This is a genomic window from Novosphingobium sp. SG919 (genome assembly GCF_012932495.1).
Lineage (GTDB): Bacteria > Pseudomonadota > Alphaproteobacteria > Sphingomonadales > Sphingomonadaceae > Novosphingobium > Novosphingobium rhizosphaerae.
This window is the reverse complement of the sequence record NZ_JABCNG010000003.1, coordinates 322,838-347,359: the sequence shown is the minus strand read 5'-3', so window position 1 is coordinate 347,359 and position 24,522 is coordinate 322,838. Positions and strand designations below refer to the sequence as shown.

The 24,522-nt window shown below is 67.4% G+C and carries 21 protein-coding genes; 13 read left to right on the top strand and 8 right to left on the bottom strand.

Annotation, left to right across the window (positions count from 1 at the left end; translation table 11 throughout):
* The first annotated feature begins 82 nt into the window (after window positions 1-82).
* Window positions 83-484, top strand: a complete 402-nt coding sequence (locus FHT19_RS14565; protein ID WP_348981793.1) for a GtrA family protein — start codon at window positions 83-85, stop codon at window positions 482-484.
* Window positions 481-2,331, top strand: a complete 1,851-nt coding sequence (locus FHT19_RS14560; RefSeq protein ID WP_169475689.1) for a hypothetical protein — start codon at window positions 481-483, stop codon at window positions 2,329-2,331. The genes FHT19_RS14565 and FHT19_RS14560 overlap by 4 nt, the downstream gene beginning before the upstream one ends.
* A gap of 2 nt (window positions 2,332-2,333) precedes the next feature.
* Here the strand turns inward: FHT19_RS14560 and purD are convergent, their stop codons facing one another.
* Entirely contained in the window at window positions 2,334-3,611 is a 1,278-nt protein-coding gene (gene purD, locus FHT19_RS14555) for a phosphoribosylamine--glycine ligase (RefSeq protein ID WP_169475688.1), read from the bottom strand.
* On the opposite strand from purD, the gene xseA reads away from it, so the two are divergent.
* The 6 genes from xseA to FHT19_RS14525 all read left to right on the top strand — a co-directional run bounded on the left by xseA (window position 3,610) and on the right by FHT19_RS14525 (window position 12,711).
* Window positions 3,610-5,094 carry an exodeoxyribonuclease VII large subunit gene (gene xseA / locus FHT19_RS14550; RefSeq protein ID WP_169475687.1) on the top strand — a complete coding sequence of 495 codons (1,485 nt, stop codon included), beginning with the start codon at window positions 3,610-3,612 and terminating at the stop codon, window positions 5,092-5,094. The genes purD and xseA overlap by 2 nt on opposite strands.
* A gap of 37 nt (window positions 5,095-5,131) precedes the next feature.
* Window positions 5,132-5,338: a DUF2093 domain-containing protein gene (locus FHT19_RS14545; protein ID WP_169475686.1), complete on the top strand. Its 207-nt coding sequence runs from the start codon at window positions 5,132-5,134 to the stop codon at window positions 5,336-5,338.
* 1 nt (window position 5,339) lies between these two features.
* The gene (locus FHT19_RS14540; protein WP_248290479.1) at window positions 5,340-6,191 is read left to right on the top strand and encodes a M23 family metallopeptidase; all 852 of its coding nucleotides are present in this window, start codon (window positions 5,340-5,342) and stop codon (window positions 6,189-6,191) included.
* A 365-nt stretch (window positions 6,192-6,556) separates the two neighbouring features.
* Window positions 6,557-9,415, top strand: a complete 2,859-nt coding sequence (locus FHT19_RS14535) for a TonB-dependent receptor (protein ID WP_248290478.1) — start codon at window positions 6,557-6,559, stop codon at window positions 9,413-9,415.
* A gap of 282 nt (window positions 9,416-9,697) precedes the next feature.
* Window positions 9,698-9,892, top strand: coding sequence for a hypothetical protein (locus tag FHT19_RS14530; protein ID WP_168555753.1), 195 nt, complete (start codon window positions 9,698-9,700; stop codon window positions 9,890-9,892).
* Window positions 9,889-12,711, top strand: a complete 2,823-nt coding sequence (locus FHT19_RS14525) for a TonB-dependent receptor (RefSeq protein ID WP_169475685.1) — start codon at window positions 9,889-9,891, stop codon at window positions 12,709-12,711. The genes FHT19_RS14530 and FHT19_RS14525 overlap by 4 nt, the downstream gene beginning before the upstream one ends.
* A 247-nt stretch (window positions 12,712-12,958) precedes the next feature.
* On the opposite strand, the gene FHT19_RS14520 is transcribed toward FHT19_RS14525, so the two are convergent.
* A complete protein-coding gene (locus FHT19_RS14520) occupies window positions 12,959-13,534 on the bottom strand; it encodes a cell wall hydrolase (protein WP_169475684.1) in 576 nt (191 codons plus the stop codon).
* A gap of 348 nt (window positions 13,535-13,882) precedes the next feature.
* Between FHT19_RS14520 and hemB the strand changes: the two genes are divergently transcribed.
* Genes hemB through FHT19_RS14505 form a run of 3 tightly spaced genes read left to right on the top strand, consistent with a single transcriptional unit; the run spans window position 13,883 to window position 15,735 of the window.
* Window positions 13,883-14,878 (top strand): porphobilinogen synthase, encoded by a 996-nt coding sequence (gene hemB, locus FHT19_RS14515; protein WP_169475683.1) that lies wholly within the window; start codon window positions 13,883-13,885, stop codon window positions 14,876-14,878.
* A gap of 7 nt (window positions 14,879-14,885) precedes the next feature.
* Window positions 14,886-15,467 (top strand): gamma carbonic anhydrase family protein, encoded by a 582-nt coding sequence (locus FHT19_RS14510; RefSeq protein ID WP_211184929.1) that lies wholly within the window; start codon window positions 14,886-14,888, stop codon window positions 15,465-15,467.
* Window positions 15,448-15,735 (top strand): DUF167 domain-containing protein, encoded by a 288-nt coding sequence (locus FHT19_RS14505; RefSeq protein ID WP_169475681.1) that lies wholly within the window; start codon window positions 15,448-15,450, stop codon window positions 15,733-15,735. Before FHT19_RS14510 ends, FHT19_RS14505 begins: the two co-directional genes overlap by 20 nt.
* Here FHT19_RS14505 and FHT19_RS14500 read toward each other — a convergent pair.
* The 6 genes from FHT19_RS14500 to FHT19_RS14475 all read right to left on the bottom strand — a co-directional run bounded on the left by FHT19_RS14500 (window position 15,713) and on the right by FHT19_RS14475 (window position 22,364).
* Window positions 15,713-16,348, bottom strand: coding sequence for a YoaK family protein (locus FHT19_RS14500; RefSeq protein WP_169475680.1), 636 nt, complete (start codon window positions 16,346-16,348; stop codon window positions 15,713-15,715). The two genes, FHT19_RS14505 and FHT19_RS14500, sit on opposite strands and share 23 nt — an antisense overlap.
* 42 nt (window positions 16,349-16,390) lie before the next feature.
* Window positions 16,391-16,705: a hypothetical protein gene (locus FHT19_RS14495; RefSeq protein ID WP_169475679.1), complete on the bottom strand. Its 315-nt coding sequence runs from the start codon at window positions 16,703-16,705 to the stop codon at window positions 16,391-16,393.
* Between the two features lie 10 nt (window positions 16,706-16,715).
* Complete coding sequence (locus tag FHT19_RS14490) at window positions 16,716-18,110, bottom strand: MBOAT family protein (RefSeq protein WP_169475678.1); 1,395 nt, start codon at window positions 18,108-18,110, stop codon at window positions 16,716-16,718.
* Between the two features lie 10 nt (window positions 18,111-18,120).
* Window positions 18,121-19,455: a GDSL-type esterase/lipase family protein gene (locus FHT19_RS14485; protein WP_169475677.1), complete on the bottom strand. Its 1,335-nt coding sequence runs from the start codon at window positions 19,453-19,455 to the stop codon at window positions 18,121-18,123.
* Window positions 19,452-20,678, bottom strand: a complete 1,227-nt coding sequence (locus tag FHT19_RS14480) for a GDSL-type esterase/lipase family protein (protein WP_169475676.1) — start codon at window positions 20,676-20,678, stop codon at window positions 19,452-19,454. The genes FHT19_RS14485 and FHT19_RS14480 overlap by 4 nt, the downstream gene beginning before the upstream one ends.
* 102 nt (window positions 20,679-20,780) lie before the next feature.
* A complete protein-coding gene (locus tag FHT19_RS14475) occupies window positions 20,781-22,364 on the bottom strand; it encodes a M23 family metallopeptidase (RefSeq protein ID WP_248290477.1) in 1,584 nt (527 codons plus the stop codon).
* A 136-nt stretch (window positions 22,365-22,500) separates the two neighbouring features.
* On the opposite strand from FHT19_RS14475, the gene FHT19_RS14470 reads away from it, so the two are divergent.
* Window positions 22,501-23,508, top strand: coding sequence for a DUF3667 domain-containing protein (locus FHT19_RS14470; protein WP_169475675.1), 1,008 nt, complete (start codon window positions 22,501-22,503; stop codon window positions 23,506-23,508).
* A gap of 50 nt (window positions 23,509-23,558) precedes the next feature.
* On the top strand, window positions 23,559-24,515 hold the full coding sequence (locus FHT19_RS14465; protein ID WP_169475674.1) for a glyoxylate/hydroxypyruvate reductase A: 957 nt from the start codon (window positions 23,559-23,561) through the stop codon (window positions 24,513-24,515).
* The last annotated feature ends 7 nt before the right edge of the window (window positions 24,516-24,522 follow it).

Below are 24,522 nucleotides of genomic sequence, written 5' to 3'. Positions count from 1 at the left end.
TGCCGGTTTTGCCCGGATGCGTAACGTATCCGGGCACACTGCCCGTTCGACCAAAGGCGATATGGTGATGATGGCAATGGTCATGCCCCTTTTCCAGCGCGTCAGCCAGTTCACCCTGGTGCGCTATATCCTGGCCAGCGTGGGGGCGCTGGCGGTGGACATGGGCAGTTTTCTCGCGCTGTTGTCGTTCGGCGTGCCGGCTGTGGCGGCTTCGGCGCTGGGCTATGCCCTGGGCATCGCGGCGCATTGGCTGCTGTCGAGCCGGGCGGTGTTCGCCGACAGCGTGGCGCAGACCGGGCCGGCCCGCGTGCGCCAGCAGGCGCTGTTCGTGGGATCGGCGCTGGTCGGCCTGGCGATCACGACCGTGGTGGTCGGCGCCATGGCGCACCTGGGCCTTGATCCGCGCCTGGCCAAGATCCTGGCCATCGTCCTCAGCTTTGCCGCAACCTGGGTCCTGCGCAAGCAGGTGGTGTTCCGCGCATGACCACGCTGGCCGCGTCGCCGAAGGTCGATCTGCGGGCACCAATGCCGCTGGGGGCCGAAACCGCCCGCCCGGCCCCGATCTGGCGTTCGATCCTGCTCTTCTGGGCGCTGATCGTGGCGCTGCAGATGCTGGTGCAGGTGCCCAATATCCTGGCCGTGCGCATGGGTGATCCCGATGACGTACTGCGCCTGGTCCAGGTGCGCGATTTACTGGCCGGCCAGGGCTGGTTCGACATGCACCAATATCGCGTCATGGCGCCCGAAGGCGTGCTGATGCACTGGTCGCGCCTGGTCGATATCCCGCTTGCTGCCGTCATTGTGTTGTTCCGCCCGCTGATCGGCCAGGCGGGCGCGGAAATGGCCGCGCTGCTGATCGTGCCGGCGCTGACCGTGCTGTGCACCCTGGCGCTCACCATGCACACTGCCAACCGTCTGTTCGGGCGCCATGCCGCGCTGATGGCCGGGGTGGTGGTGGGCCTTTCGGGCACGATGCTGCACCAGATGCAGCCGCTGCGCATCGATCACCATGGCTGGCAGATCGTGGCCGCGCTGGGCGCCATGGCCGGGTTGCACGCGCGCGATCCGCGCCGGGGCGGCTGGGCCATCGGCCTTTCGCTGGCCGCCGGCCTGACGATTTCTTTGGAAGGGCTGCCGCTGGCCGGGCTGTTCATCGGCGCCATGGCGCTGCGCGCGATCGTGTCTGCCCCGCAGACTGCCGCCTGGCAGCGCCTGGGCCATGCCGCGCTCTCGCTGGCGCTCGGCACCGCCGCGCTGTTCCTGGCCTGCCGGGGGCTGGCCGATCTGGCGCAGCATTGCGATGCGGTTTCGCCCATGCACCTGGCCGCGTTGGGCTGGGCCGGGCTGTGGTGCGCGGGCCTGGCCCGCTGGCAGCCGCGTTCGCCGCTGTTGGCGCTGGCCGTACTGGCCGTGGCGGCCGGTGGCGCCGCCGCGATGATCGCCGGCGCGGCCCCGCAATGCGTGACCGGCGCGTTTGGCGGCATGGACCCCTTCGTCAAGACGCATTGGCTCGACAACGTGCGCGAAGGGCGCCCGGTGTGGGAAAATTCGCTGCAAAGCCTGTTTGCCCTGATCGGCGTGGTGCCGGTGGGGCTGTGGTCGTCCTGGTGCCTGCTCCGGCGCGCAGAAACGCGGGCCGAGCAATTGCGCTGGGCCGAACATGCGCTGATCCTGCTGGGGGCCACGGCGGTGGGCCTGCTGGTCAGCCGCGCGATGATCACCGCCGTGGCGCTGGCCATCGTGCCGGCGGCCTGGCAGGTTTCGCAATGGCGCCAGCGCGCCGTGGCGCAGGCCAGCAATTGGCGCCGCATGGGCTACAACCTGGTGATCCTGGTCACCGTGCTGCCGGTCGTGCTGGTGGCCGTGCCCACGGCGGCCTTGGCCGCGATGGGCCATCGCAGCCAGGAACGCGCCAAGAGCCTGGGCACCTTGAGCGGGTGCGATTTCACCACCGGCCTGGCCCCGCTCAACGCCATGCCGGTCACCGATATCTTTGCAGCAGTCGATATCGGCCCCAATATCCTGCAGCGCACGCACCAGCGCGTGGTCGCCACCGGCCATCACCGCGCCGCCGTCGCCATCGGCGATGTGATGCACGCGTTCATGGCCCCGCCCGATCAGGCGCTGGCCTACGTGCACAAGCGCCACGCCACGCTGGTGGTGGCCTGCACGGTGGCGCCCGAACTGCGCATCTACCGCGACTATGCGCCCGATGGCCTGGCCGCGCGGCTCCTGGCCGGCAAGCCCCCGGCGTGGTTGCAGCCGGTGCCCGTGCCCGTGCCGCCGGGAAGCAAGCCCAGCAATATCGCCATCTGGCGGGTTGTGGGCTGAACTTACCCCTCGCGGGCGATTTCGCGCCAGCCGATGTCGCGGCGGCAGAAGCCATCGGCAAAATCGAGCGCATCGACCGCGGCATAGGCGGCATCGCGCGCGGCGCGCACGGTCTTGCCGCGCGCCGTCACGTTGAGCACGCGGCCGCCGCTGGACACGAGCTGGCCATCGGCGCCCTGCGCGGTGCCGGCGTGGAACACCTTGGCGCCGCTCGCTTCGGCCGCCGCGATGCCGCCGATATGCCCGCCTTTTTTCGGCGTGCCGGGATAGCCCTGCGCCGCCATTACCACGGTCAGCGCGGGATCGCTGCTGAAGCGCGGCGGCTCCACGCTGGACAGGCGGTTTTCCGCGCAGGCCAGCAGCAGTTCCACCAGGTCGGTTTCCAGCCGCAGCATCAGCACCTGGCATTCCGGATCGCCGAAGCGCGCATTATATTCGATCAGCTGCGGGCCCTTGGCGGTCAGCATCAGCCCGGCATAGAGCACGCCCGAATAAGGCGTGCCGGCATCCTGCATGGCTTTGACGGTCGGCACGATGATCTGCGCCATGGCCTGGGCTTCCAGCGCCGGGGTCAGCACGCGGGCCGGGCTATAGGCGCCCATGCCGCCAGTGTTGGGGCCGGTATCGCCATCGCCCACGCGCTTGTGATCCTGGGCCGAGGCGAGCGGCAGCACGGTGGCGCCGTCGGTCAGGGCAAAGAAGCTGGCTTCCTCGCCTTCGAGGAATTCCTCGATCACCACTTCGGCCCCGGCTTCGCCAAACTGCCCGTCGAACATGTCGTCCACCGCGGCGCGGGCTTCATCCATGGTCATCGCCACGACCACGCCCTTGCCGGCGGCCAGGCCATCGGCCTTGATCACCACGGGCGCGCCGAACTGGTCGAGCGCGGCATGCGCGGCAGCGGCACTGGTGGCGCGGACATAGCCGGCGGTGGGAATGTTGGCCTTGGCGCAGAGATCCTTGGTAAAGCCCTTGGACCCTTCGAGCTGCGCGGCGGCCTTGCTCGGCCCGAACACCGGAATACCCTCGCCGCGCAGCGAATCGGCCAGGCCATCGACCAGCGGCGCTTCCGGCCCGATCACCACCAGGCCGATGCGTTGCTCGGCGCAAAAGGCGATGACGGCGGCATGATCGGTGGCGTCGAGCGCCACGAGTTGCGCGTCCTGCGCGATGCCGGGATTGCCGGGTGCCGCATAGAGCTTGCTGCACAGCGGGGATTGGGCCAGTTTCCAGGCCAGGGCATGTTCGCGCCCGCCCGAACCCAACAACAGGATATGCATGCCCTTCCCTTCCGCGCCTTCTGACGACGATGACTTTCGCAAGGACGGGCTCCTAGCGAGCGAACGCGCCGGCGACAACGCCCCGGCCCTGTCGATTTCCGAGATTTCTGCCCAGCTCAAGCGCACGGTGGAAGACCGCTTCGGCTTTGTGCGCGTGCGGGGGGAGCTTTCGGGCGTGAAGCGCGCGGCTTCGGGCCACCTCTATATGTCGCTCAAGGATGAAGGTGCGCGGCTCGATGGCGTGATGTGGCGCGGCAATGCCCAGCGCCTGGGCTTTGTGCCCGAAGACGGCGTGGAAGTGATCGCCACCGGCAAGCTGACGACCTATCCCGGTCGCTCGAACTACCAGATCGTGGTCGATCGCATGGAGATTGCCGGCGAAGGCGCGCTGCTCGCCCTGCTGGCCAAGACCAAGGCCCGGCTTGAGGCCGAGGGGCTGTTTTCGCCCCAGCGCAAGCGCGCGCTGCCGTTCCTGCCGCGCGTGATCGGGGTGGTCACCTCGCCCACCGGCGCGGTGATCCGCGACATTCTTCACCGCCTGTCCGATCGCTTCCCCAGCCATGTCGTGGTCTGGCCTGTGCTGGTCCAGGGCCAGGGCGCGGCGGCGCAGGTGGCCGCCGCCGTGCGCGGTTTTTCCGATCTGGCGCCGGGCGGCCCGGTGCCGCGCCCCGATGTGGTGATCGTGGCGCGCGGCGGTGGTTCGATCGAAGACTTGTGGAGCTTCAACGAGGAAGAGGTCGTGCGCGCGATTGCCGCCAGCACGATTCCCGTGATCAGCGCCGTGGGCCATGAAACCGATACCACCCTGGCCGATTTCGCCGCGGACTTGCGCGCCCCCACCCCCACGGCGGCGGCGGAGCTGGTCGTGCCCGTGCGCGCCGAACTGGCCGCGCAAGTCCATGAACTGCAGGCGCGGCGCGGCCGTGCGCTGGCTCGCCTGTTAGCCCATGCGCGCGAGCGGCTGGAGGTGCGCAGCCAGCGCCTGCCCAGCCCGCAGGCGCTGCTCAGCCCGCAAAGCCAGCGGCTGGACGACCTGTCGGATCGCCTGCGTCGCGCTCTGGTCCACCGCACCGAAATCGCTGCCGGCGTGCTCGCGCGCCACGGCGGCGCGCTGCGTCCGGCTTTGCTCACCCAGCGGCTGGACCGCGAGCGCGAACGATTGATGGCGCAGCGCCTGCGGCCCGAAGCGCTGTTGCAGCGGATCGAACATGCGCGCGGCCGGGTCGAGGCGCTTGATCGCCTGCGCCGCTCGCTCGATCCCGAGGCGCCGTTGCAGCGCGGCTATGTGCTGGTGACCGATCGCGATGGCCATGTGGTCAAGGATCGGGCGACGGCGGCGGCGCGCGCCGCCCTGACGCTCAAGTTCGCCGATGGCACGCTCGATGTGACCACCGGCGATGCGCCGGCGCCGCCCACGGCCGCTGCGCGCTCTGCCAGCCGCCCGCGCAGCACGGCGGAAAGCGTCCAGCCCAAGCTGCTGTGATTTGCCAAGGCCGGTGGCAGCGCGTAAAACGGCGGCCATGTTGATGTCTCCCACTGGCCGCCTCGCCCGCCTGCACTATCTGCCCGGAACCTTTCGCCAGCTTTCGGCCGGTGACCACGTGATCTGCGCGGTCAGCGGCGTGCCGATCCCGCTCGACGCGCTGCGCTATTGGAGCGCAGACCTGCAGGAAGCCTATGCCACCCCCGAAATAGCCACGCGGCGATTGCTGGGGCAGGCGGGCTGAGATGCCGGGGCTGACCCGCCGCGCGATCATGGCCGGCGGGTTGGGCGTGCTGGCCCTGCCGCGCGCGGGGCTGGCCCAACAAGCCGATGCCCAGGGGCCGCGCTGGCCAGCACGCCTGTCCCAAGGGGGCTGGCTGCGCGGGCAGGCCCCGGCCGGCGTGGTGGCGGTCGAACTGGATGGCACGCCTTTGCCGCTGGCCGAAGATCGCCAATTCTTCGTTGGATTTGACCGCGACGCTCCGGCCCAGGCCATGGTGACGCTGATTGACGCCGGCGGCCGGCGCACCACGGTCCCCTTTGCCATCACGCCGCGCGCCTGGCAGATCGAGCGCGTCGATGCGCCCTTGCGGCCGCCAGGCGTGCCCGATGCCGAATTCCTGGCCCGCCGCACGCAGGAACGCGCACAGATCGATGCCGCGCGGGCGCGGCGCACCTCCGCCCAGGGCTGGCGACAGGCCATGGTGCGTCCTGCGCCGGGCCGCTTTTCCGGACGCTTTGGATCGCAGCGCGTCTATCGCGGACAGCCTGGCGCCTATCACGGCGGGCTGGACATGGCCTCGCCAGCCGGAACGCCATTCGTGGCCCCGGCCGATGGTATCGTCGTGCTGGCGGCCCAGGTGCCATTCAGCCTGGAAGGGCGGCTCTTGATGCTTGACCATGGCATGGGCCTGGGCAGCGCATTTCTGCATTGCAGCACGCACTTGGTGCGCGAAGGCGACGAGGTTGCGCAGGGCCAGCCGATCGGCACCGTCGGCATGACGGGACGGGCCACCGGCCCTCACCTGCACTGGGCCCTGGCTTGGCAGGCAGGCAGCCTGCTGCGCCGGCTCGATCCGCTGCTATTCCTCGCCTGACGGGCTGCCAGCAGTTGCGACGGCGCTGATACAGGCGTGCCCAATCGTCTCACCTGAAATCGTCGATGGTTTCATTGGAAAATGACTGTTGCAGATATGCACGTAATATTTCGACATTAAACTAATAAATTTCATGGGTTTGCAGATACTGTTGTCGCTTTGTCACACAGTGGTAGTCAATTATTTTGGCTCTGCACAATGCGCTTTCATGGCGGCCCAAATCTCACAAGAAACCGGTCCATCGATCCCGGCACTCGTGGAACTTTGCTGTGGTTTGCCTGTCGCGGGCCATGGCATCGGAGTGTCGGGATTGTCGCTTTCGGCCGCTGCCCATGTGGCATCGGCCCCCAGAAGGGACATAGACCGTGAGCAAGACCACCCCGTCCATCTATTACGCTGGTGCAGCAGGCCTGGCCCTGGCGCTGGCTTCGCTGGCCAACCCGGCCATGGCGCAGGACGCCGCCGCGCCTGCCGCCGTTCCCGCCACTCCGGCTGCCGATACGCCTGCTGCCGACGCCGGCAGCGAGATCGTCGTGACCGGTTCGCGCATCGACCGTACCGACTTGGCCGCCTCCAGCCCGGTTTCGGTGATCAGCGCCGACACGCTCAAGACCGTCAACACCGTCACGGTCGAACAGATCCTGGCCGTGAACCCGCAGTTTGCCGCCGGCCTCAACGGCGCCAGCAACAACCCCGGCGATGGCTCGGCCACGCTCGACCTGCGTGGCCTCGGCTCCAAGCGCACGCTGGTGCTGGTCAACGGCAAGCGCCTGCCGGTCTATGACGCCACGGGTTCGGTCGACGTCAACCAGATCCCCACCGCGCTGATCAAGAACGTCCAGGTGCTCACCGGCGGCGCTTCGGCGGTCTATGGGTCCGACGCCATTTCGGGCGTGGTCAACTTCGTGCTGGACGACAAGTTCACCGGCCTCAAATTCGATGGCGGCGCCCAGGTCACCGGTTATGGCGATGGCGCGCAGTACGACGCCAGCCTGGTGGGCGGCTTCAACATCGGCGATCGCGGCCACCTGGTGCTGTCGGCCAACTATTCCAAGCGCGAAGGCGTGAAGTATTCCGCGCGCAGCTTCAGCAACAAGACGCTCTGCTCCGACGACCTGTCGGAAACCTGCGGCTCGTCGAACACCTCGCCGACCGCGTTCGACATCCCCGGCGCTTCGCGCCAGCAGGTGACGGCCTCGGGCGGCCTGACCAGCGATGTCGCTGGCTACAACTACAACCCGGTCAACTATGCGCAGACCCCGTTCGAGCGCTGGGGCGGCATGGCGCTGTGGAACTATGACGTGAGCGATCATGTCGAACTCTACGGCTGGGGTTCGTATCAGCACATCAAGACGGTGCAGACGCTGGCCCCCACGGCCACGGCGGGCTATTCGTTCAACATCTATTCCGACAACCCCTACCTGTCCGACGCGGAACGCACCGCGTTCTTCGACACGACCGCCAACCCCGATCTCCAGATCAATTCCGATGGCAGCTCCACCATCGGCATCCGCCGCCGCATCACCGAAACCGAAGGGCGCGTGGAACAGCACACCACCACCACCTGGCAGGCGCTGATGGGCCTGCGCGGCGATTTCTTCGACACCGGGTTCAAGTTCGACACCTCGGTGCAGTATGCCCAGGTGCACAAGCACACCCTGCTTGAAAACGATCTGTCCTACACCAAGCTGACCAACGCGATCGACGCCGTGTCCGACGGCAATGGCGGCGTGCAGTGCCGCAGCGCCTCGGCCCGGGCCGCCGGCTGCGTGCCGATCGACGTGTTCTCGGTCAATGGCATCACCAGCGATGCGCTGTCCTATGTGCTGGAAAACGCCACGCAGGACGACCGCACCACGCAGTTCGTGGCCGAAGGCAACCTGTCGGGCGACTTGAAGTTCCTGCAGAGCCCGTTCGCCGTTGCGCCGGCCGCGCTCGCCGTGGGGGCAACCTATCGCCGTGAAACCGCCGATACGCGGGTGAGCGACAACTATGCCTCGGGTGACCTGATCTATTACGGCCAGGGCTTCAACATCCCGAACAAGAGCTACAACGTCAAGGAAGCCTACGCCGAGTTCAAGATGCCGCTGGTGCAGGACAAGCCCGGCATCCAGGCACTCGATATCGAAGCCGGCTACCGCTATGCCGACTATTCGATCGCCGGTGGCGTTTCGGCCTACAAGTTCGGCGGCGACTATGCGCCGGTCGAAGGCCTGCGCTTCCGCGCCAACTTCCAGCGCTCGGTGCGCGCGCCCAACCTCTACGAACTCTACCTGCCGACCACGTCGGGCACCGGCAACCTGCAGACCGATCCCTGCGCGGGGGCCAACGTTGCCGCCTCGATCCAGACGCTGTGCATCGCGCAAGGCGCCACGCAAAGCGAACTGAACAAGGGCAGCATTCCCCAGCCCACCGCGGGCCAGGTCAACGCTTATTACGGCGGCAACGTGGATCTGAAGCCGGAAAAGTCCAACACGATCACGGTCGGCATGGTTGTCGAACCGCGCCGCGTGCCGGGCCTGTCGCTGACGCTGGACTATTACGACATCAAGATCGCCAACGCGATCACCTACACCTCGGCCACCACGGTGGTGAGCAAGTGCTTCGCTTCGGGCGACGTCAACAACGCCTATTGCCAGATGATCCACCGCAGCTCGATCGACGGTTCGCTCAGCGGCGATACCTCGGTGGGCGTGGAAACGCTGTATGACAACGTGGCGGTCATCCGCACACGTGGCCTCGATTTCGGGCTGAACTTCCGCCGCGGTCGCCAGTCGGCGTTCCACTACGGGTTCAACTTCGCGGGCACCTACGTCATCAAGAACTACTCGGTGATCGACGGCGAAACCTATGAATGCGCGGGCAAGTTCGGCGCGCAGTGCGATACCCCCACGCCCAAGTGGAAGCACGTTGCCTCGCTCAACATTGGTTGGAAGAACCTGGATCTCACCACGCGCTGGCGCCTGATCGGTGCGGTGAAGGAAGACGAATACACCGACATCGAAAAGAGCCACATCCCGGCCTACAACTACTTCGACGAAACCGCGAATATCCGTGTCAACGACAAGTACACCTTCTCGCTCGGCATGTTGAACGTGTTCAACACCAAGCCGCCGATCGTGGGCGACACCAGCGGTGCCACCTCGGTGGCGGGCAGCACGTTCGCGACCGTCTATGACGTGATGGGCCGCACGTTCTTCGCGCGCGTGTCCGCCAACTTCTGACGGCAGCGGGCAAGCGGCCGGGCGCTGCGGCGCCGGGCTGCCGAGCAGCCGTTCGGCAATCAGGGGGCCGGGTCTTTTGACCCGGCCCTTTTTTCGTGCCTGCGGCGCGGGGGTTGTGCCGATCGGTTCGCGCGGCGCGGGTGCTGTCGTTCACGGCACGTCGCAAAGGGGCAAGATTCCGACACAGTTGAAACGAAATGTGGCTTTCAGGCCGCTTTGATTTGCATAAATTTCGCGCAGTTTCCCCTAGGTTGGTACCTATGTTGCTTCGTTGCAACATAGATGAAACGTTTTGAATCCTGCACTCAGAACCTGCTTTCAATTGCGACGAAAAATCTCGCACAAGGCAGCATCGATCCCGGCTTTCGTGGAACGCTGCATCGCCCTGCGCTTATGCCGGGCATGCTTTGGAAAGCCGGGATTGTCGCTCCTGGCAGCCCACCTGGTCGGCTGCCACCAGAAGGGACTGAACAGTGACCAAGCACAAGACCACCGCCTATCGCGCCGGTGCAGCAGGCTTCGCGCTTGCCATCGCCTCCTTGGCCGCACCGGCATTCGCGCAGGACGCCGCCGCTCCCGCCGATGCAGCTACCGCCGACGACTCCACCCCGATCATCGTGACTGGTACGCGCATCGAGCGCCCCGACCTTACCGCGTCGAGCCCCGTTTCGGTGATCAGCTCGGAATCGATCAAGTCGGTCAACACCGTTACGGTCGAACAGATCCTGTCGGTCAACCCGCAGTTCGCGGGCGGCAGCACCGGCGCCAGCAACAACCCGGGTGACGGTTCGGCCACGCTCGACCTGCGCGGCCTGGGTTCGCAGCGCACGCTCGTCCTGCTCAATGGCAAGCGCCTGCCGCTCTATGACACGACCGGTTCGGTCGACGTCAACCAGATCCCGACCATCCTGCTCAAGGACGTCCAGGTCCTCACCGGCGGCGCTTCGGCGGTCTACGGTTCGGACGCCATCGCCGGCGTCGTCAACTTCGTGCTCGATGACAAGTTCACCGGCTTCAAGGTCGATGGCGGGTCGCAGATCACCGGCCATGGCGACGGCGCGTTCTACGACGGCAGCATCGCTGCTGGCTTCAACCTGGGCGATCGCGGCCACATCGTGATCGCGGGCAACTATTCGCAGCGCGACGGCGTCAAGTATGGCGCGCGCTCGTTCAGCAACAGCGTGCTTTGCTCGGACGACAACGTGTCGTTCTGCGGCTCGTCCAACACCACCCCGACCGCGTTCGACATTCCCGGCGCTGGTCGTCAGCAGATCACGGCTAACGGCACGCTCACGTCGAACGTCGTGGGCTACAACTACAACCCGGTGAACTATGCCCAGCTGCCCTTCCAGCGCTGGGGCGGCACCGCGCTGTTCAACTACAACATCACCGATGGCGTTGAACTCTATGGCTGGGGTTCGTATCAGCACACCAAGGTGATCACCACCCTGGCACCCACCGCCACGGCTGGTTTCTCGTTCAACATCGATCCCACCAACCCGCTGCTGACTGCGGCAGAACGCGATGCGTTCTTCAACACGGCCGCAAACCCGGATCTGGTGATCAATTCGGACGGCACCTCCACCGTGGGTATCCGCCGCCGCATCACCGAAACCGGTGGCCGCATCGAGGAACACCGCAGCGACACCTGGCAGGTCCTGGCCGGCCTGCGCGGCGATCTGGGCAGCAGCCTGAAGTGGGATGCTTCGGTCCAGTACGCCGAAGTGCACAAGCACCAGATCCTGCGCAACGACCTTTCCTATACCGCGCTGACCGAAGCACTGGACGTCATCGCCGATGCCAACGGCAACGCCATCTGCCGCAGCGCCAGCGCGCGGGCCAATGGCTGCTTGCCGCTCAACGTGTTCACCGTCGGCACGCTGCCGCAGAACGCGCTGTCGTATGTCCTGCGCAACGCGACCCAGGACAACAAGACCAGCCAGTTCGTAGCCGAAGCCAGCATTTCGGGTGACCTCGGCTTCCTGACCAGCCCGCTGGCCAACAAGCCGGCCGCGTTCTCGATCGGTGCCGACTATCGTCGTGAAACGGCCGATACCGACGTTGACGATGCCTATGCTTCGGGCGACCTGATCTATTACGGTCAGGGTTTCGACATTCGCAACAAGAGCTACAACGTCAAGGAAGCCTACGTCGAATTCAAGATGCCGCTGGTGCAGGAAAAGCCCCTGTTCCAGGCTCTCGACGTCGAAGCCGGCTACCGTATCTCCGACTACTCGACCTCGGGTCGCGTGTCGTCGTACAAGTTCGGCGGTGACTGGGCTCCGGTGCAGGGTCTGAAGTTCCGCGCGAACTTCCAGCACTCCGTGCGCGCGCCGAACCTCTATGAACTGTACCTGCCGATCACGCCGGGCACCGGCAGCCTCGGCACCGATCCCTGCGCTGGCGCCAACGTTGACGCCACCACCGCAGCGATCTGCGTCGCGCAGGGCGCCAAGCAGAGCCAGATCGGCAGCATTCCGCAGCCCATCGCCGGCCAGGTCAACGCGTTCTTCGGCGGCAACCCCGATCTGAAGGCTGAAAAGTCGAACACCTTCACCGTTGGTGCCGTGGTCGAACCGGTCCGTGGCCTTTCGCTGACGGTCGACTACTACAACATCAAGATCAAGGACGCGATCTACACCGCGACGATCTCGCAGATCATCTCGCAGTGCTTCGATACCGATCGCAACGCTTCGTCGGCAGCCTGCTCGAGCATCAAGCGCAACCCGCTTGACGGTTCGCTCAGCGGCAACATCACCTATGGTGTTCCCTCGACCTACGCCAACATCGGTTCGATCGTGGCGCGTGGCATCGACGTTGGCTTTGCCTACGCGCACGGCCCGCGTGCTGGCTTCCACTACAGCTTCACCTTCAACGGCACCTACCAGATCAAGAACAACAACGAGATCAACGGTGTCCTGACGGAATGCGCTGGCAAGTTCGGGGCTGACTGCGACAATCCGACGCCCAAGTGGAAGCATGTTGCGACCCTCGGCTTCGGCTTCCAGAAGGTGGACTTCACCACCCGCTGGCGCCTGATCGGTGCGAGCACCGAAGACGCCTCGACCGACATCCTGACCAGCCGTATCCCGGTGGTGAACTACTTCGATGAAACGGTGAACATCCGCGCCACCGACAAGTTCACCTTCACGCTCGGCGTGCTCAACGTCTTCAACAAGACGCCGCCGATCGTCGGTGACACCAGCGGCGCCACCTCGGTGGCAGGCAGCACGTTCCCGGTTATCTACGATATCCTGGGCCGCAGCTTCTTTGCCCGCGTGACCGCGAACTTCTGATCCGGTCCACTGCCGAAAAATCGGGGGTCAGCCGCAAGGCTGGCCCCCTTTTTTTGTGCCGGTGGTTTGTTACCCCGCCAATGCTGCAGAGTCGCACGAGCGGCATTTAGCCTCCACAGCGTGGCACCCCAAGAGGCGGCCACGTTACCGGGCCCAGCAGGCAGGACAGCCCGCCTCCCTGCAAGGCACAAAAAAGGGCGCGGCCATTATAGGCCGCGCCCTCTTTGGTTTTTTGCTGCGCTGGATCTCAGCGGTAAAACACGTGCCCTTCGATGCGGCCCACTTTGGTGCGGCCCTTCATCGGGCTGCTGGCGGCATGAAAGAAGAGGGCGCCGGGAACCGGATCCTCGGCTTGGCCGTTAAGGACTTGCGTGGCGATAGCCACGGCTTCGCGCCACTGGTCGGTGTCGCGCGGCGGGTTGTAGGCGTCGACGTTGAAGAACTGGCCGGGCTGGCGCACCACGGCGCAGGGCTCTGTGGCGAAACGGGCATCGCGCGTACGCGCGCGGATCACCTGGGCCACGGCGGCGCGGCCGCGGCGGGGTTGGTTGCCGGCTTCGTGGACGATGACCTTGGCCATGCATTCGACCTGTCGCGGGTCGGCAGTGGGCTGCAAGGTGGCTTGGTTGTCAACCAAGGGCGAGTCGGTCTGGGCCGACTGGTCTGCACCGGGCAAGGCGGGCAGGACGACTGCGGGTTGCATCGCGGCGGTTTGAAGATCGGCCGGGTTGGCCGCAACCGCAGGCGCGGAAAACTGCAGCGCAGCCAGGAACGCGGCTGCGGAAAGAACACAAGCTATTTTGCCAAAAGCACTTCTGGACATTCCAAGGCATCACACGGGCGCAAGGTCGCCTGGTCACACGCGCGATAAAAACCCAAATCGAAAAGCGCGTGCGGGCTTCCCCACGTCTCGCCACTGGCCAGGGCCCCGGGCCCGAATTGGCCCCTCCCCCGACAAGTCGGCTGAACGAAGGCGCCCCCCGTGGCCGCTTGGGGGCGATGTGTCAATCATGTTGCGTTCATGTGGCGGGTGCCTGCGCCCGGTTGCAGCCTTCCGGCCACATCGGGTGTTTCCCCCATAAGGCCCGTCGCTGGTGCACCGCCGCGACGCCGCGCGATCGGACAAACTGCCCCGTTGCTCGCTCGGGTCCTTGGGCCTAGCTAGGGTGGCATGATCGCCAGCTATCCCCAAGCCCGCCTGCGCCGCACCCGTGCCACCGCCTGGAGCCGCGCCCTGCACCGCGAAGTGCTGATCACCCCGGCTGACCTGATCTGGCCGCTGTTCGTCACCGAGGGCAGCGGCGTGGAAGCGCCGATCGCCTCGTTGCCGGGCGTGTCGCGCTGGTCGGTCGATGGCATCGTGGCGCGTGCCAGGGAAGCGGTGGACCTTGGCATTCCCTGCCTGGCGCTGTTTCCCAATACTCAGGCCGAGCGGCGCAGCGACGATGGCGCCGAAGCGCTCAACCCCGACAACCTGATGTGCCGCGCGATCCGCGCGATCCGCGATGCCTGTGGCGATACTATCGGCATTCTCACCGACGTGGCGCTCGATCCCTATACCAGCCATGGCCAGGACGGGCTGGTCAACGCCGCCGGCTATGTGGAGAACGATGCCACGGTGGAGGTGCTGGTGGGGCAGAGCCTCAACCAGGCCGCGGCCGGGGCCGATATCATCGCCCCGTCCGACATGATGGACGGGCGCATCGGCGCGATCCGTGATGCGCTGGAAAGCCACGGCCACGTGAACGTGCAGATCATGTCCTACGCAGCCAAGTATGCCTCGGCCTTCTATGGCCCGTTCCGCGATGCGGTGGGGTCGCGCGGGCTGCTCAAGGGCGACAAGAAGACCTACCAGATGGACCCTGGCAATGCCGAGGAAGCACTGCGCGAAGTGGAGTTGGACCTGGCCGAGGGCGCCGACAGCGTCATGGTCAAGCCTGGGCTGCCCTACCTGGACATTGCGGTGCGGGTGAAGGAAGCCTTCGGCGTGCCGGTCTTCGCCTATCAGGTCAGCGGCGAATACGCGATGATCGAGGCAGCGGTGGCCGCCGGCGCGGGCGAGCGCGACGCGCTCGTGCTGGAAACCCTGCTGGCGTTCAAGCGCGCGGGCTGTTCGGGCGTGCTGACCTATCACGCCGCCCATGCGGCGCGCCTGCTGGGAGCCTGAACGCGCCATGACCTTTCGCCCCGACGTCACGATCCTGCCGCTGCATGGCAAGACGCCGCAGATCCACCCCACGGCGTTCATTGCGCCCGGTTGCCGCATCATCGGCGATGTCACCATCGATGAAGGCGCGTCGATCTGGTACAATTGCGTGATCCGGGCCGACGTCAACCGCGTGGTCATCGGCGCGCGCAGCAATGTGCAGGATGGCTCGGTGATCCATTGCGACAGCCCGAAGCCCGGCCGGCCCGAAGGCTTTCCTACCCTGATCGGGGAGGATGTCCTGATCGGCCACCTGGCCATGGTTCACGGCTGCATCCTGCACGATCGGGCTTTCGTGGGGCTGGGCGCCATCGTCATGGACGGCGCGGTGATCGAAAGCGATGGCATGCTGGCCGCCGGCGCCATGCTCACGCCGGGCAAGCGCCTTCCTGCGCGCCAGTTGTGGAGCGGCCGCCCCGCCGCCTTCATGCGCGAATTGAACGATGCCGCCCTGGCCGACATGCAGCGCGGCGTGGCGCACTATGTCGAAAACGGCCAGGCCCATGCCGCTGCCGTGGCGCAGGCTTGCCATGGCGCGGCCGCGGATTGAACTGCCGCCGCCGGCCGCTTTGCGCGCGCTGGCCGATGCGGAAGGGCGCCTGGCGCTGCGCGTCACCCCCGGTGCTCGCGCCGAAAGCCTGGGCATCGAGGATGGGCGCGTGCTGGTCAAAGTGCGGGCCAAACCCGAGGATGGCAAGGCAACCGCCGCGGTGATCGATCTGGTGGCCCAGGCGCTGGGCGTGGCCGCGTCGCGCGTGGAACTGTTGCGCGGCGCAACTTCGCGCGAAAAGCTGGTCAGGCTTCCGCCGGAAGCCTGACTGCCACGGCTGCCATGATCATGGCCCAGGCTGCGCCGATCCACAGGCAGCCCAATGGCAGGCGATCCTGCAGGAACGCTCCCACCACGGCGCCGGCGAGCAATCCGGCCCACAGCAGTGCCCAGGGCCGCCATTCGGCGCGGGTTCCGGCGATCTCGCGCGCCAGGCCCTGGCCCAGCTTGACCAGGGCGCCGGTCATATAGGTCAATCCCACGGCCACTTCGCCATCGCGCAGGAACGTGTTGTTGAGCGCGCCCATGGCCAGCACCAGGCCCGCCAGCATCGCCCCGTGCAGGCCCACCGCACGCGCACCCGCTGCTCCCAGCAGGCAGAGCGCGACGAGTGCCAGCACTGCCAGCTTGCGCCGCGTGCCGGCCTTGAGCGCAGCCAGGGCACCGAGCGTGACGCCTGCGACGAAGCCGCCGATCAACAGCGCCGGCATCGCCGCGCGCGGCACATCGGTGCCCAGCGCTACGCCCAGCCGCGTGGTGTTGCCCGACATGAACGAGACGAAATAGCCATCGGCCGAAAGAAAGCCCACGGCATCGATGAAGCCGGCCATGGCGGCCAGAGCAATGGCAAAACGGCGGCGGGCACGATCCATGCGGTCCATGGGTTGCAGACTATGGCGTAGCGGCGAAAAGGGAAGGGCGGATCAGTCGCGCGCGCCAGCCGGCGCCTCGCCACGCGCGCCATCGGCCCAGCGTTCCACGCCATCGACCACGGTGTTGAGGCCCCAGCGCCCGGCCGTGTCGTGCCAAGTGTCGGCGGCCATCACGATCGGCGCGGTCAGGTCGTTGGGCGGCAACTGGTTGGCCCAGTTGGCCAGGGCGTGGGAATTGCACAGCACCAGCGCCAGGCTGCTGCTGGCGAGCACGCCCCAGGCCCAGCGCCAGCCAGTCTGCAGCGCGGGATCGGCCTCTTGGTCCAGATCGATGGGCGATTCGCCCCAGGGCAGTCCGTCATCCATGCGCCAACCCCTAGAACTGGAAATAGATGAAAGGCGCGATCCCGCCGCCGCGCAAGCCTTCGACGACCAGCAGCACCAGGGTGCCGACCAGGCCCACGGCCCAGCCGGGCAGCACGGCCAGCGCCTGGGCGGCGCGCTGCACCGCGTGGCGCGGGCCGAAATGGCAGGCCATGCCCAACGCCATCAGGGCCAAGACCCAGGGTGTGGCAAGCGGCGCGCCGCCGCCCGTGCCAGCCACCATGCCGCGCAGGAACGCGATCGCGCCGGAAAACTCGCTGCACCGGAAGAAAATCCAGCCCAGCGCCACGATGTGAAAGGTGATCACCGTGCCAGCCCAAGCGGGCAGGATTGGCCAGCCGGCCGGGCGGGCGCGCTGCCACAACCGTTCGGCCACCAGCACGCCACCGTGCAGCGCGCCCCAGATCACGAAGTTCCAACTCGCCCCGTGCCACAGCCCGCCCAGAACCATCGTGCCGAACAGGGCCAGGCAGGTGCGCCACAGCGCCTGGCGCGATCCGCCAAATGCGCCGATATAGAGATAGTCGCGCAGCCAGCTCGACAGGCTGATGTGCCAGCGGCGCCAGAAATCCTGCAAGGATGCAGCGCGATAGGGCTGGTCGAAATTGCGCGGAAAGCGAAAGCCCAGAAGGCCGGCCAGGCCGATCGCCATATCCGTGTAGGCAGAAAAATCACAATAGATCTGAACCGCATAGCCATAGGCAGCGAGCACCAGCTCCAGCGCCGAATGGCCCACCGGATCGGCAAACACCGGATCGACCAGATGGACCGAAATGTCGTTGGCGATCACCGCCTTCTTCACCGTGCCCCACAGGATCAGGATGAGGCAGGCCGCCGCTTCCTGCCGCCCCAGGCGGGGCGGATGGCGCAATTGCGGCAGCAGGTGGCTGGGCCGCACGATCGGGCCGGCCACCAGGTGCGGGAAAAAGCTCATCAGCAGCGTCAGGTCGAGCAGGCGCGCCGGCCGCGTGCGGCCGTTGTACACGTCGATCACATAGCTCAGGCCCTGGAACGTGAAGAACGAGATGCCAACCGGCAGGATGATCGCCTGCGCCAGCGACACGCCGGCGAGATCGGCCAGGAATCCGGCATACTTGAACCAGCCCAGCACCGCCAGATTGCCCAGGATCGCCAACCACAGCGCCACGAGGCGCGGCGCCCGGCCCCACCCCTGCGCGTTGCCGCGCGCGATAATTCGCGCAAACAGCCAGTTCCACGCCGAGCTGGCAATCAGCAGGGCAACGAAGCGCGCGTCCCACAGGCCGTAGAACAGCCACGAGGCGAGCAGCAGCATGATCACGCGCCAATCCCGCGTGCGCGCCATCAGGCGGTTGAGGGCAAAGACCGCCAGGAAAAAGACATGGAAGGCCAGCGTGGGAAACAGCACGGGCGGCGGCTCAACGCACCGGCGGCAGGCGTGCAGGCGGCAGGGAGGCGGCCGCTGCAAACAGGTCTGCCGCCAGGCCCGCGCCGATCAGGCGCCCGCCTTCGCGGGTAAAATGCACATGGTCGCCGCGTTGCAGGCCCTGGGCTACCCAGGCCATGGTGGTGCAGGGGCCACCCATCGCCCCTTGCCAGTCCCAGAAGGCCAGGCCCAGCGTGGTGGCCAGCCGCCGCTCCAGCGCGCGCATCTGCGCCAGGTGGCCGGGCACGGACCAGCCACCGCCGCAGACCTGCGTTTCGGGCAGGGCGGGCAGGGCCACGGCCGGGCGATTGCTGGCCGCATCCGGCGGTCCCACCAGCAGGATCGGCACATTGGCCCCGGCCATGGCGCGCACCCGCGCCACGGCGGTGCGCACCACCGCTTCGGTCTCGGCCAGGCCCAGCGCGGGATCGAACCCTTCGTTGGTGCCAAACGCCAGGATCACCAGGTCGGGGCGCGCTGCGGCCAGTTCGGCCCCGGCCACTGCATCGTCTGCCCGCGCCAGATGCATGGCGCGCGCGCCCACCACGCCCAAGTTGGCCACGATCGCGCCGGGCGTGCCGGTGCGGGTTTCCCAGGCGGTGAGGCTGACCGTGCGGGTATCGAGCGTCGCGACCATGGCCTGCGTCACCGGGGTGGGCGATGTGCGCACGAAGCAGGCCGCACCCGGCGTGTGCGCGGAAAAGCTGATCGGTTCGGCCGGCACGCCATCGAACGTGATCGTCACCGCGCCGGCATCGGGGCTGGTCAACCCGCACAAGGTAAAGCGGGTAAACCGCGTGGCGGGCATGTCGGCAGACAGCGTCATTGTGGCGGCCGGCATCGTGGTGGTCTGGGTAAAGCCCGAAAAGCCCAGCAGTGCGCCATCGGCATGGCGCTGTGGCCCGAACAGGCTGTTGCCCTGCCATTCCGCGCTTTGTCGCGCGGTCGCGCCCCACGACAAATAGCCCTGATAGGGCTTGCCGGCGGGCATCATGCCGCGCCCGGCATTGCCCAGCCGCGCCTGCAACGCGGCGCGCAGGCCCTGGCTGACCATGTCGCCGGCCGTGTGGCTGTCACCGATCTGCACGATCGAAAGCACGCCCGCGCCCGTCGCGCTGGCTGGGGCATTGGGCGCCAGGCGCGCCAGGAACGGGGCAATGGCGGCGGCATTGCCCAGCTGCCCCGGTACGGCGGCGGTGATGACAGCTGCGGTGGGCGCGGCGGCCAGCGGCGGCGTCAGATCGACCGGCGCGTTCTGGGCCAGAACTGGCGAACACGACAGTGCAGACAGGGCCAGCCCGGCGCACAAGGACAGGCGGTGGCTCATCGGCGCGTTCCTCGAGGTGGGGTGGCAGCAGGCTTGCTGTCGGGGCCATTGCTGGGTGCCGTGCTCGGTTTGCTGTCCGGCTTGGCATCGGGCTTGGGATCGGATTTCGCTTCGACCTTGGCCGCCGGCTTGGCGGGGGCTGTGGATGAATCCGTGGAAGACCCTGTGGGCCGGTGTGTGGGCAAGTGTGTGGGCAAGTCTGTGGGCTTGCCGCCATCATCGGGCTTGGGCGCATCGCTGGCGGGGCGCTTGTGGCGCGGCGGCGTTGCCGGATGGTCTGCTGGTGGCGCCAGGCTGGGCTGCGCCGAAGGGGTGGCCGCCTTGGGCGCGGGCGGGGCCAGCAGGGCCAGGATCGGCTGCACCACCGGCCGGCTGATCACTTCATAGCCATGGAACGTCATATGCTTGCCATCGTTGGCGCGCGCCAGATAGCTGGTCCCGGTGGCCGGATCGGTCAGCCGCAGGGCAAAGCGGTGCTGGCGATCCTCGCTCACCGGCACGGCGTTGGCAAAGGGCACGCCCAGCCGGCAGGTGACCTTGGCGAAAAAGCCGTTCATCGCCTGGATGTCGCGGTCGAATTCGGGATCGCGCATGCGCGGCAGGCCCACCCAGCCCACCGCGACGCCGCGTTGTTGCAGCATGCGCACCAGCGCGGTCACGCGCCCGTCGATCGTCTCCTGCCAGGCCGCGCTCATGTAAAGCGCGGCATGGCCGCCCACGAACAGGCCCTGGGTGTCGTTGGCGCCGATGCTGATCAGCGCCACGTCGATCGGCTGGGCGGCCACCCGATCCTTGGCGTCCTGCAGCAGGTCGCGGGTGCGATAGCGGGTAAAGCCGGTGCCTTCGTGGCTGAACTGGTGGACTTTGACGTCAGGGAACTTGCGAAACGCCTGGTCGGTGGCGGCCCACAGCCCGTCACCGAACGAATCGCCGAACACGCCGATGTGCAGCGGCCGATGTGCGGCCAGCGCTGCGGCCACGCGCGGCCCCTTGGGAAACAGGCCGCCACAGCCGGGCGCCATGACCGGCGGAGTGGCCGCCGCTGGCGCGTCGTTGGACGTGGCCGGGATTTCCGCGACAGGCCCGGGGGCATCCCAGCCGGGCAGCGCTTGCCAGGGTTTTCCCCCGGTGCGGAATGACAGGCCCAGCACCGCGCCCACGGCAATGCCGATGAACAGGACCGCCCCGCGATCCAGCACCATGATCCACCTGCGCTTACCCAACGAAACCGTCCCGCCTTTCTTCCGCCGCTCCTATGGAGGGCGGGCAGGGGCGTCAACGCCTTCGCGCCAGTTCGACCGGTCGCCAACGACCGGTGCCGGGGGTCAGCGCGCCGGGCCGGGCCGCAGCGCCATGAAGGCGTTGAGGCGGGCGCGATAGGCCGCCAGTTGCGCTGGATCGACGCTGCGCGTGCGGGCGATCATGCTGATCGAGGAGGGATCGACCACCTGCCCACCGCGATAGAGTTCGTAGTGCAGGTGCGGCCCGGTCGAAAGCCCGGTGGAACCGACATAGCCGATCACTTGCCCGCGCACCACGTGGGTGCCCGGTGCCACGGCAATGCGGCTCATATGGCCATATCCGGTGCCGATGCCCCCGCCGTGGTCCAGCCGCACATATTCGCCATGCCCGCCATGCCAGCCGGCAAAAGTGACGGTGCCATCGCTGACCGCGTGGATCGGCGCGCCCCAGGCCGCGCCGAAATCGATGCCAGCATGCAGGCGCACATAGCCCAGGATGGGATGGCGCCGCCAGCCAAAGCCCGATGTCACGTGCCCGTCCACGGGTGCGGCGAGCAGGCCCGAACCGTCGCCCTGGATCGTGCCCTTCATCGCTTCGGGGCTCATGAATTCGCCCTGGTTGCCCCAGCGCAGCAATTGCGCGCGCGACTGCCCGCCGCGCCGCACCCCGGCATAGAGCAAGTCGCCCATCTGCCCTTCGCCGTCGGCGGCGCGCTTGTAGGATACCACCAGGTCGAATTCGTCGGTGGGGGCAATGTCCTCGAACGGCAGCACGGTGTCGATCGTGCGCAGATAGTCCTGCACGGCCTGTGGGCTGGCGCCGGCGGCGCGGGCCGAACGATAGAGGCTGCTGCCGACAATGCCGGTCAGGCGCATCGGCGTGGTATCCACCGGGATCGCGCGCTGGCGCAGGGCAAGGCTGCCGCCCTGGCGCACGATGTCGATCGCCAGGTCGAACCGCGCGCGCACGCTCAACTTGTCGAGCGGGCGGGGATCGAGCGGCCCGGCATGGGCGCCCAGCGTCATCTGGAAGCGCGTGCCCGGCGCCAGTTGTTCAGGCGGAACGGCGCGGGCGATCAGGCTGGCGGCCTGCGCCGCATCGCTCATGGCGAGGCCGGATCGCTGCAGCATGCGCGCCAGGCTGTCGTTCTCGCCCAGCGTGGCGGTCATCGCGATGCTGGGGCGCTCGGGTGCGGCGGCCAGGTGGGTAACCAGCGGCGTTGCGGCAAAATGCCGTCCATTGCCCGCCCCTTGCGCCAGCGGGCGAATGCCCTGGGCGGCCAATTCCTGGGCCATGCCGTCGTCCAGCGCCTGCAGTGGTGCGGCCTGGAGCGGGGCAAAGCTGGGCCACAGCGCCAAGGCCGCAGCGGCAAGCGTGGCGCAAGTGGCCGCGCCATGCAGCCAGCGGTGGCTGCCGATATCCTGCGCCAGGTCGTGCACATGCAGCCAGCGTGCCGCGGCGCGTTCCATGCGCAGGCAGGCCGCCAGCCAGCGCCGGGCGAGGGGATGGGGCGATTGGCGCCAGTCGGACAGGGGTGCGGCCGGCGGCGCGGGGGGCGTTGGGGCGATGATCGGCGTGCGCCGCGTGCCAAAGCCGCCAGCGCGCGCGAATCCGCCGCCACCCATGCCGGTGCCAAAGCTGCCGAATGTCTCGCGTGGGCCGTGCACGCCCGGATGATCCCTTCGTAAAACCCCTTTGTCCTCCCTGCCGCATGACGGTTAACGCCCCGTAAAGTGCGGGGCCGGGTCTTGCGGATGGCGCGCGAAGGCCGCAATCTGCGGTAACGAACGGGGAAATCGATCGATGCCGGACACTGCCCTAGCGGTTGGCGCCTTTCCGATTGGGGAAGATGGCCATACGCACGAAACTGCCTGCCTCAATTGCGCCACGCCGCTGGTCGGCAGCCACTGCCACGCCTGTGGCCAGGCGGCGCACGTGCACCGCACGCTGGGCGCTTTTTTCCACGATCTTCTCCACGGCGTTTTCCACTTCGAAGGGCGCATCTGGCACACGCTGCCGCTGCTGGCGTGGAAACCGGGCGAACTCACCCGCCGCTATGCCGACGGGCAGCGCGTGCGCTTTGTTTCGCCGCTGGCGCTGTTCCTGTTCAGCGTGTTCCTGATGTTTGCCGTGTTCCACCAGGTTAGCGGGGAATGGCACTGGAATCCCGCCGTGGGCACCGATGGCAAGAGCCTGGCGCAGGGCAAGGCAGAGGCACAGCGCACCCTTTCCCGGCTGGAGGCGCAGCGGGCCGATCTGGTGCGCGAGCACCGCAGCACCGAAAGCATCGACGAACAGATCGATTCGCAAAAGACCGCGCTGGACTTGATCGCCAGCGTCAGCGGGCCGGACAGCACGGGCGCCGGCCCGCGCGTGACCAGCGATATCCCGCAGCTGGCCCACGTGATCGCTGCGTTCCGCACCAATCCCGGCCTCGCGTTCTACAAGCTGCAATCCTATGCCTACAAATACAGCTGGGTGCTGATCCCGATCTCGGTGCCCATGCTGTGGCTGCTGTTTCCGTTCAGCCGGCGGTTCCAGCTTTACGACCACACCGTTTTCGTCACGTATTCGCTCTCGTTCATGATTCTGCTGCTGGTGGTGCTGATGCTGGCCGATTGGCTGGGGCTGCCGGGCATTGCCGTGGTAGCGACCGTCGTGCCGCCGTTGCACATCTATCGCCAGGTGCGCGGCGCCTATGGCTGTGGCCGGTGGGGGGCGTTGTGGCGCACGGCGGCGCTGCTGGTCTTTGCGTTGCTCGCGCTCCTGCTGTTCGCGGCGGTGATTCTGGCGCAGACCGGCGCGGAATGATCCGCTTGTTCCACGTGGAACGCGCCATGCCGCTACCGAGGTGATGATTGGTGTCGATCCTGTTTCTTGCCGATCTCGATGCGGAAGAGCTGGGCCGCTGGGCCGATGCGCTGCGCGCCAGCCTGCCTGGCGAGGCGATACTCACCTGGACGGGCGACGCCGCCTCTGCCCCGGCAACGGAGGTCCTGGCCGGCGTCACGGTGGCCATCGTCGCCAATCCACCGCCCGGCCGCCTCGCGCGCCTGCCGGCCTTGCGCCTGGTGCAAAGCGCCTGGGCCGGGGTGGATGGGTTGCTCGCCGATCCTGCGCTGCCGCCCGTGCCCCTGGCGCGGCTGGTCGATCCGCAATTGGCGGCCGACATGGCCGAGGCGGTGCTTGGCCATGTCATGGCTTTGCACCGCCAGATGCCGGCCTATCGCGCGCAGCAGGCCCGTGGCGCCTGGCAGCCGCTGGCCCAGCCGCGCATGGCAGAGCGTCGCGTGGGTGTGCTGGGCATGGGTGAAATGGGCCGGGCGAGCGCTGCCTTGCTTGCCCGAACCGGTTTTGACGTCATCGGCTGGAGCCGCCGCCCGCGCGCCCCGCTGCCGGGCGTCGCCATGGCCAGCGGCGCGCAAGGGCTGGCGGACGTGCTGGGCACGGCGCAGATTCTCGTCAACCTGCTGCCGCTGACGGCGCAAACGCATGGGCTGCTGGGGGCCGGGGCCTTTGCCAGCATGCCGCGCGGCGCCGGCCTGGTGAACGCGGGACGGGGCGGCCACGTGGTCGTGCCCGATCTGCTCGCCGCGCTCGATGCCGGGCAGATCGGCCATGCCGTGCTCGATGTCTTCACCACCGAACCGCTGCCGGTCAGCGATCCGCTGTGGCGGCGGGATGACGTCACGATCACGCCGCATGTTGCGGCACCCACCGATCCGCATTCGGCGGCACGCGCCATTGCCGCCAATATCGCGCGATGGCGCGCCAGAGAGCCGCTGGTCGGCTTGGTGGATCGCGGCACGGGATACTGAACGGGTG

Bases quoted from the DNA above. Each gene is read 5' to 3' on its own strand.
- FHT19_RS14545 (WP_169475686.1), top strand. From the start codon at position 5,132: ATGTTGATGTCTCCCACTGGCCGCCTCGCCCGCCTGCACTATCTGCCC.
- FHT19_RS14510 (WP_211184929.1), top strand. From the start codon at position 14,886: ATGACCTTTCGCCCCGACGTCACGATCCTGCCGCTGCATGGCAAGACG.
- FHT19_RS14500 (WP_169475680.1), bottom strand. From the start codon at position 16,348: ATGGACCGCATGGATCGTGCCCGCCGCCGTTTTGCCATTGCTCTGGCC.
- xseA (WP_169475687.1), top strand. From the start codon at position 3,610: ATGCCCTTCCCTTCCGCGCCTTCTGACGACGATGACTTTCGCAAGGAC.
- hemB (WP_169475683.1), top strand. From the start codon at position 13,883: ATGATCGCCAGCTATCCCCAAGCCCGCCTGCGCCGCACCCGTGCCACC.
- FHT19_RS14560 (WP_169475689.1), top strand. From the start codon at position 481: ATGACCACGCTGGCCGCGTCGCCGAAGGTCGATCTGCGGGCACCAATG.
- FHT19_RS14530 (WP_168555753.1), top strand. From the start codon at position 9,698: ATGAAACGTTTTGAATCCTGCACTCAGAACCTGCTTTCAATTGCGACG.
- FHT19_RS14505 (WP_169475681.1), top strand. From the start codon at position 15,448: ATGGCGCGGCCGCGGATTGAACTGCCGCCGCCGGCCGCTTTGCGCGCG.
- FHT19_RS14520 (WP_169475684.1), bottom strand. From the start codon at position 13,534: ATGTCCAGAAGTGCTTTTGGCAAAATAGCTTGTGTTCTTTCCGCAGCC.
- FHT19_RS14565 (WP_348981793.1), top strand. From the start codon at position 83: ATGCCCCTTTTCCAGCGCGTCAGCCAGTTCACCCTGGTGCGCTATATC.
- FHT19_RS14495 (WP_169475679.1), bottom strand. From the start codon at position 16,705: ATGGATGACGGACTGCCCTGGGGCGAATCGCCCATCGATCTGGACCAA.
- FHT19_RS14470 (WP_169475675.1), top strand. From the start codon at position 22,501: ATGCCGGACACTGCCCTAGCGGTTGGCGCCTTTCCGATTGGGGAAGAT.
- purD (WP_169475688.1), bottom strand. From the start codon at position 3,611: ATGCATATCCTGTTGTTGGGTTCGGGCGGGCGCGAACATGCCCTGGCC.
- FHT19_RS14540 (WP_248290479.1), top strand. From the start codon at position 5,340: ATGCCGGGGCTGACCCGCCGCGCGATCATGGCCGGCGGGTTGGGCGTG.
- FHT19_RS14485 (WP_169475677.1), bottom strand. From the start codon at position 19,455: ATGAGCCACCGCCTGTCCTTGTGCGCCGGGCTGGCCCTGTCTGCACTG.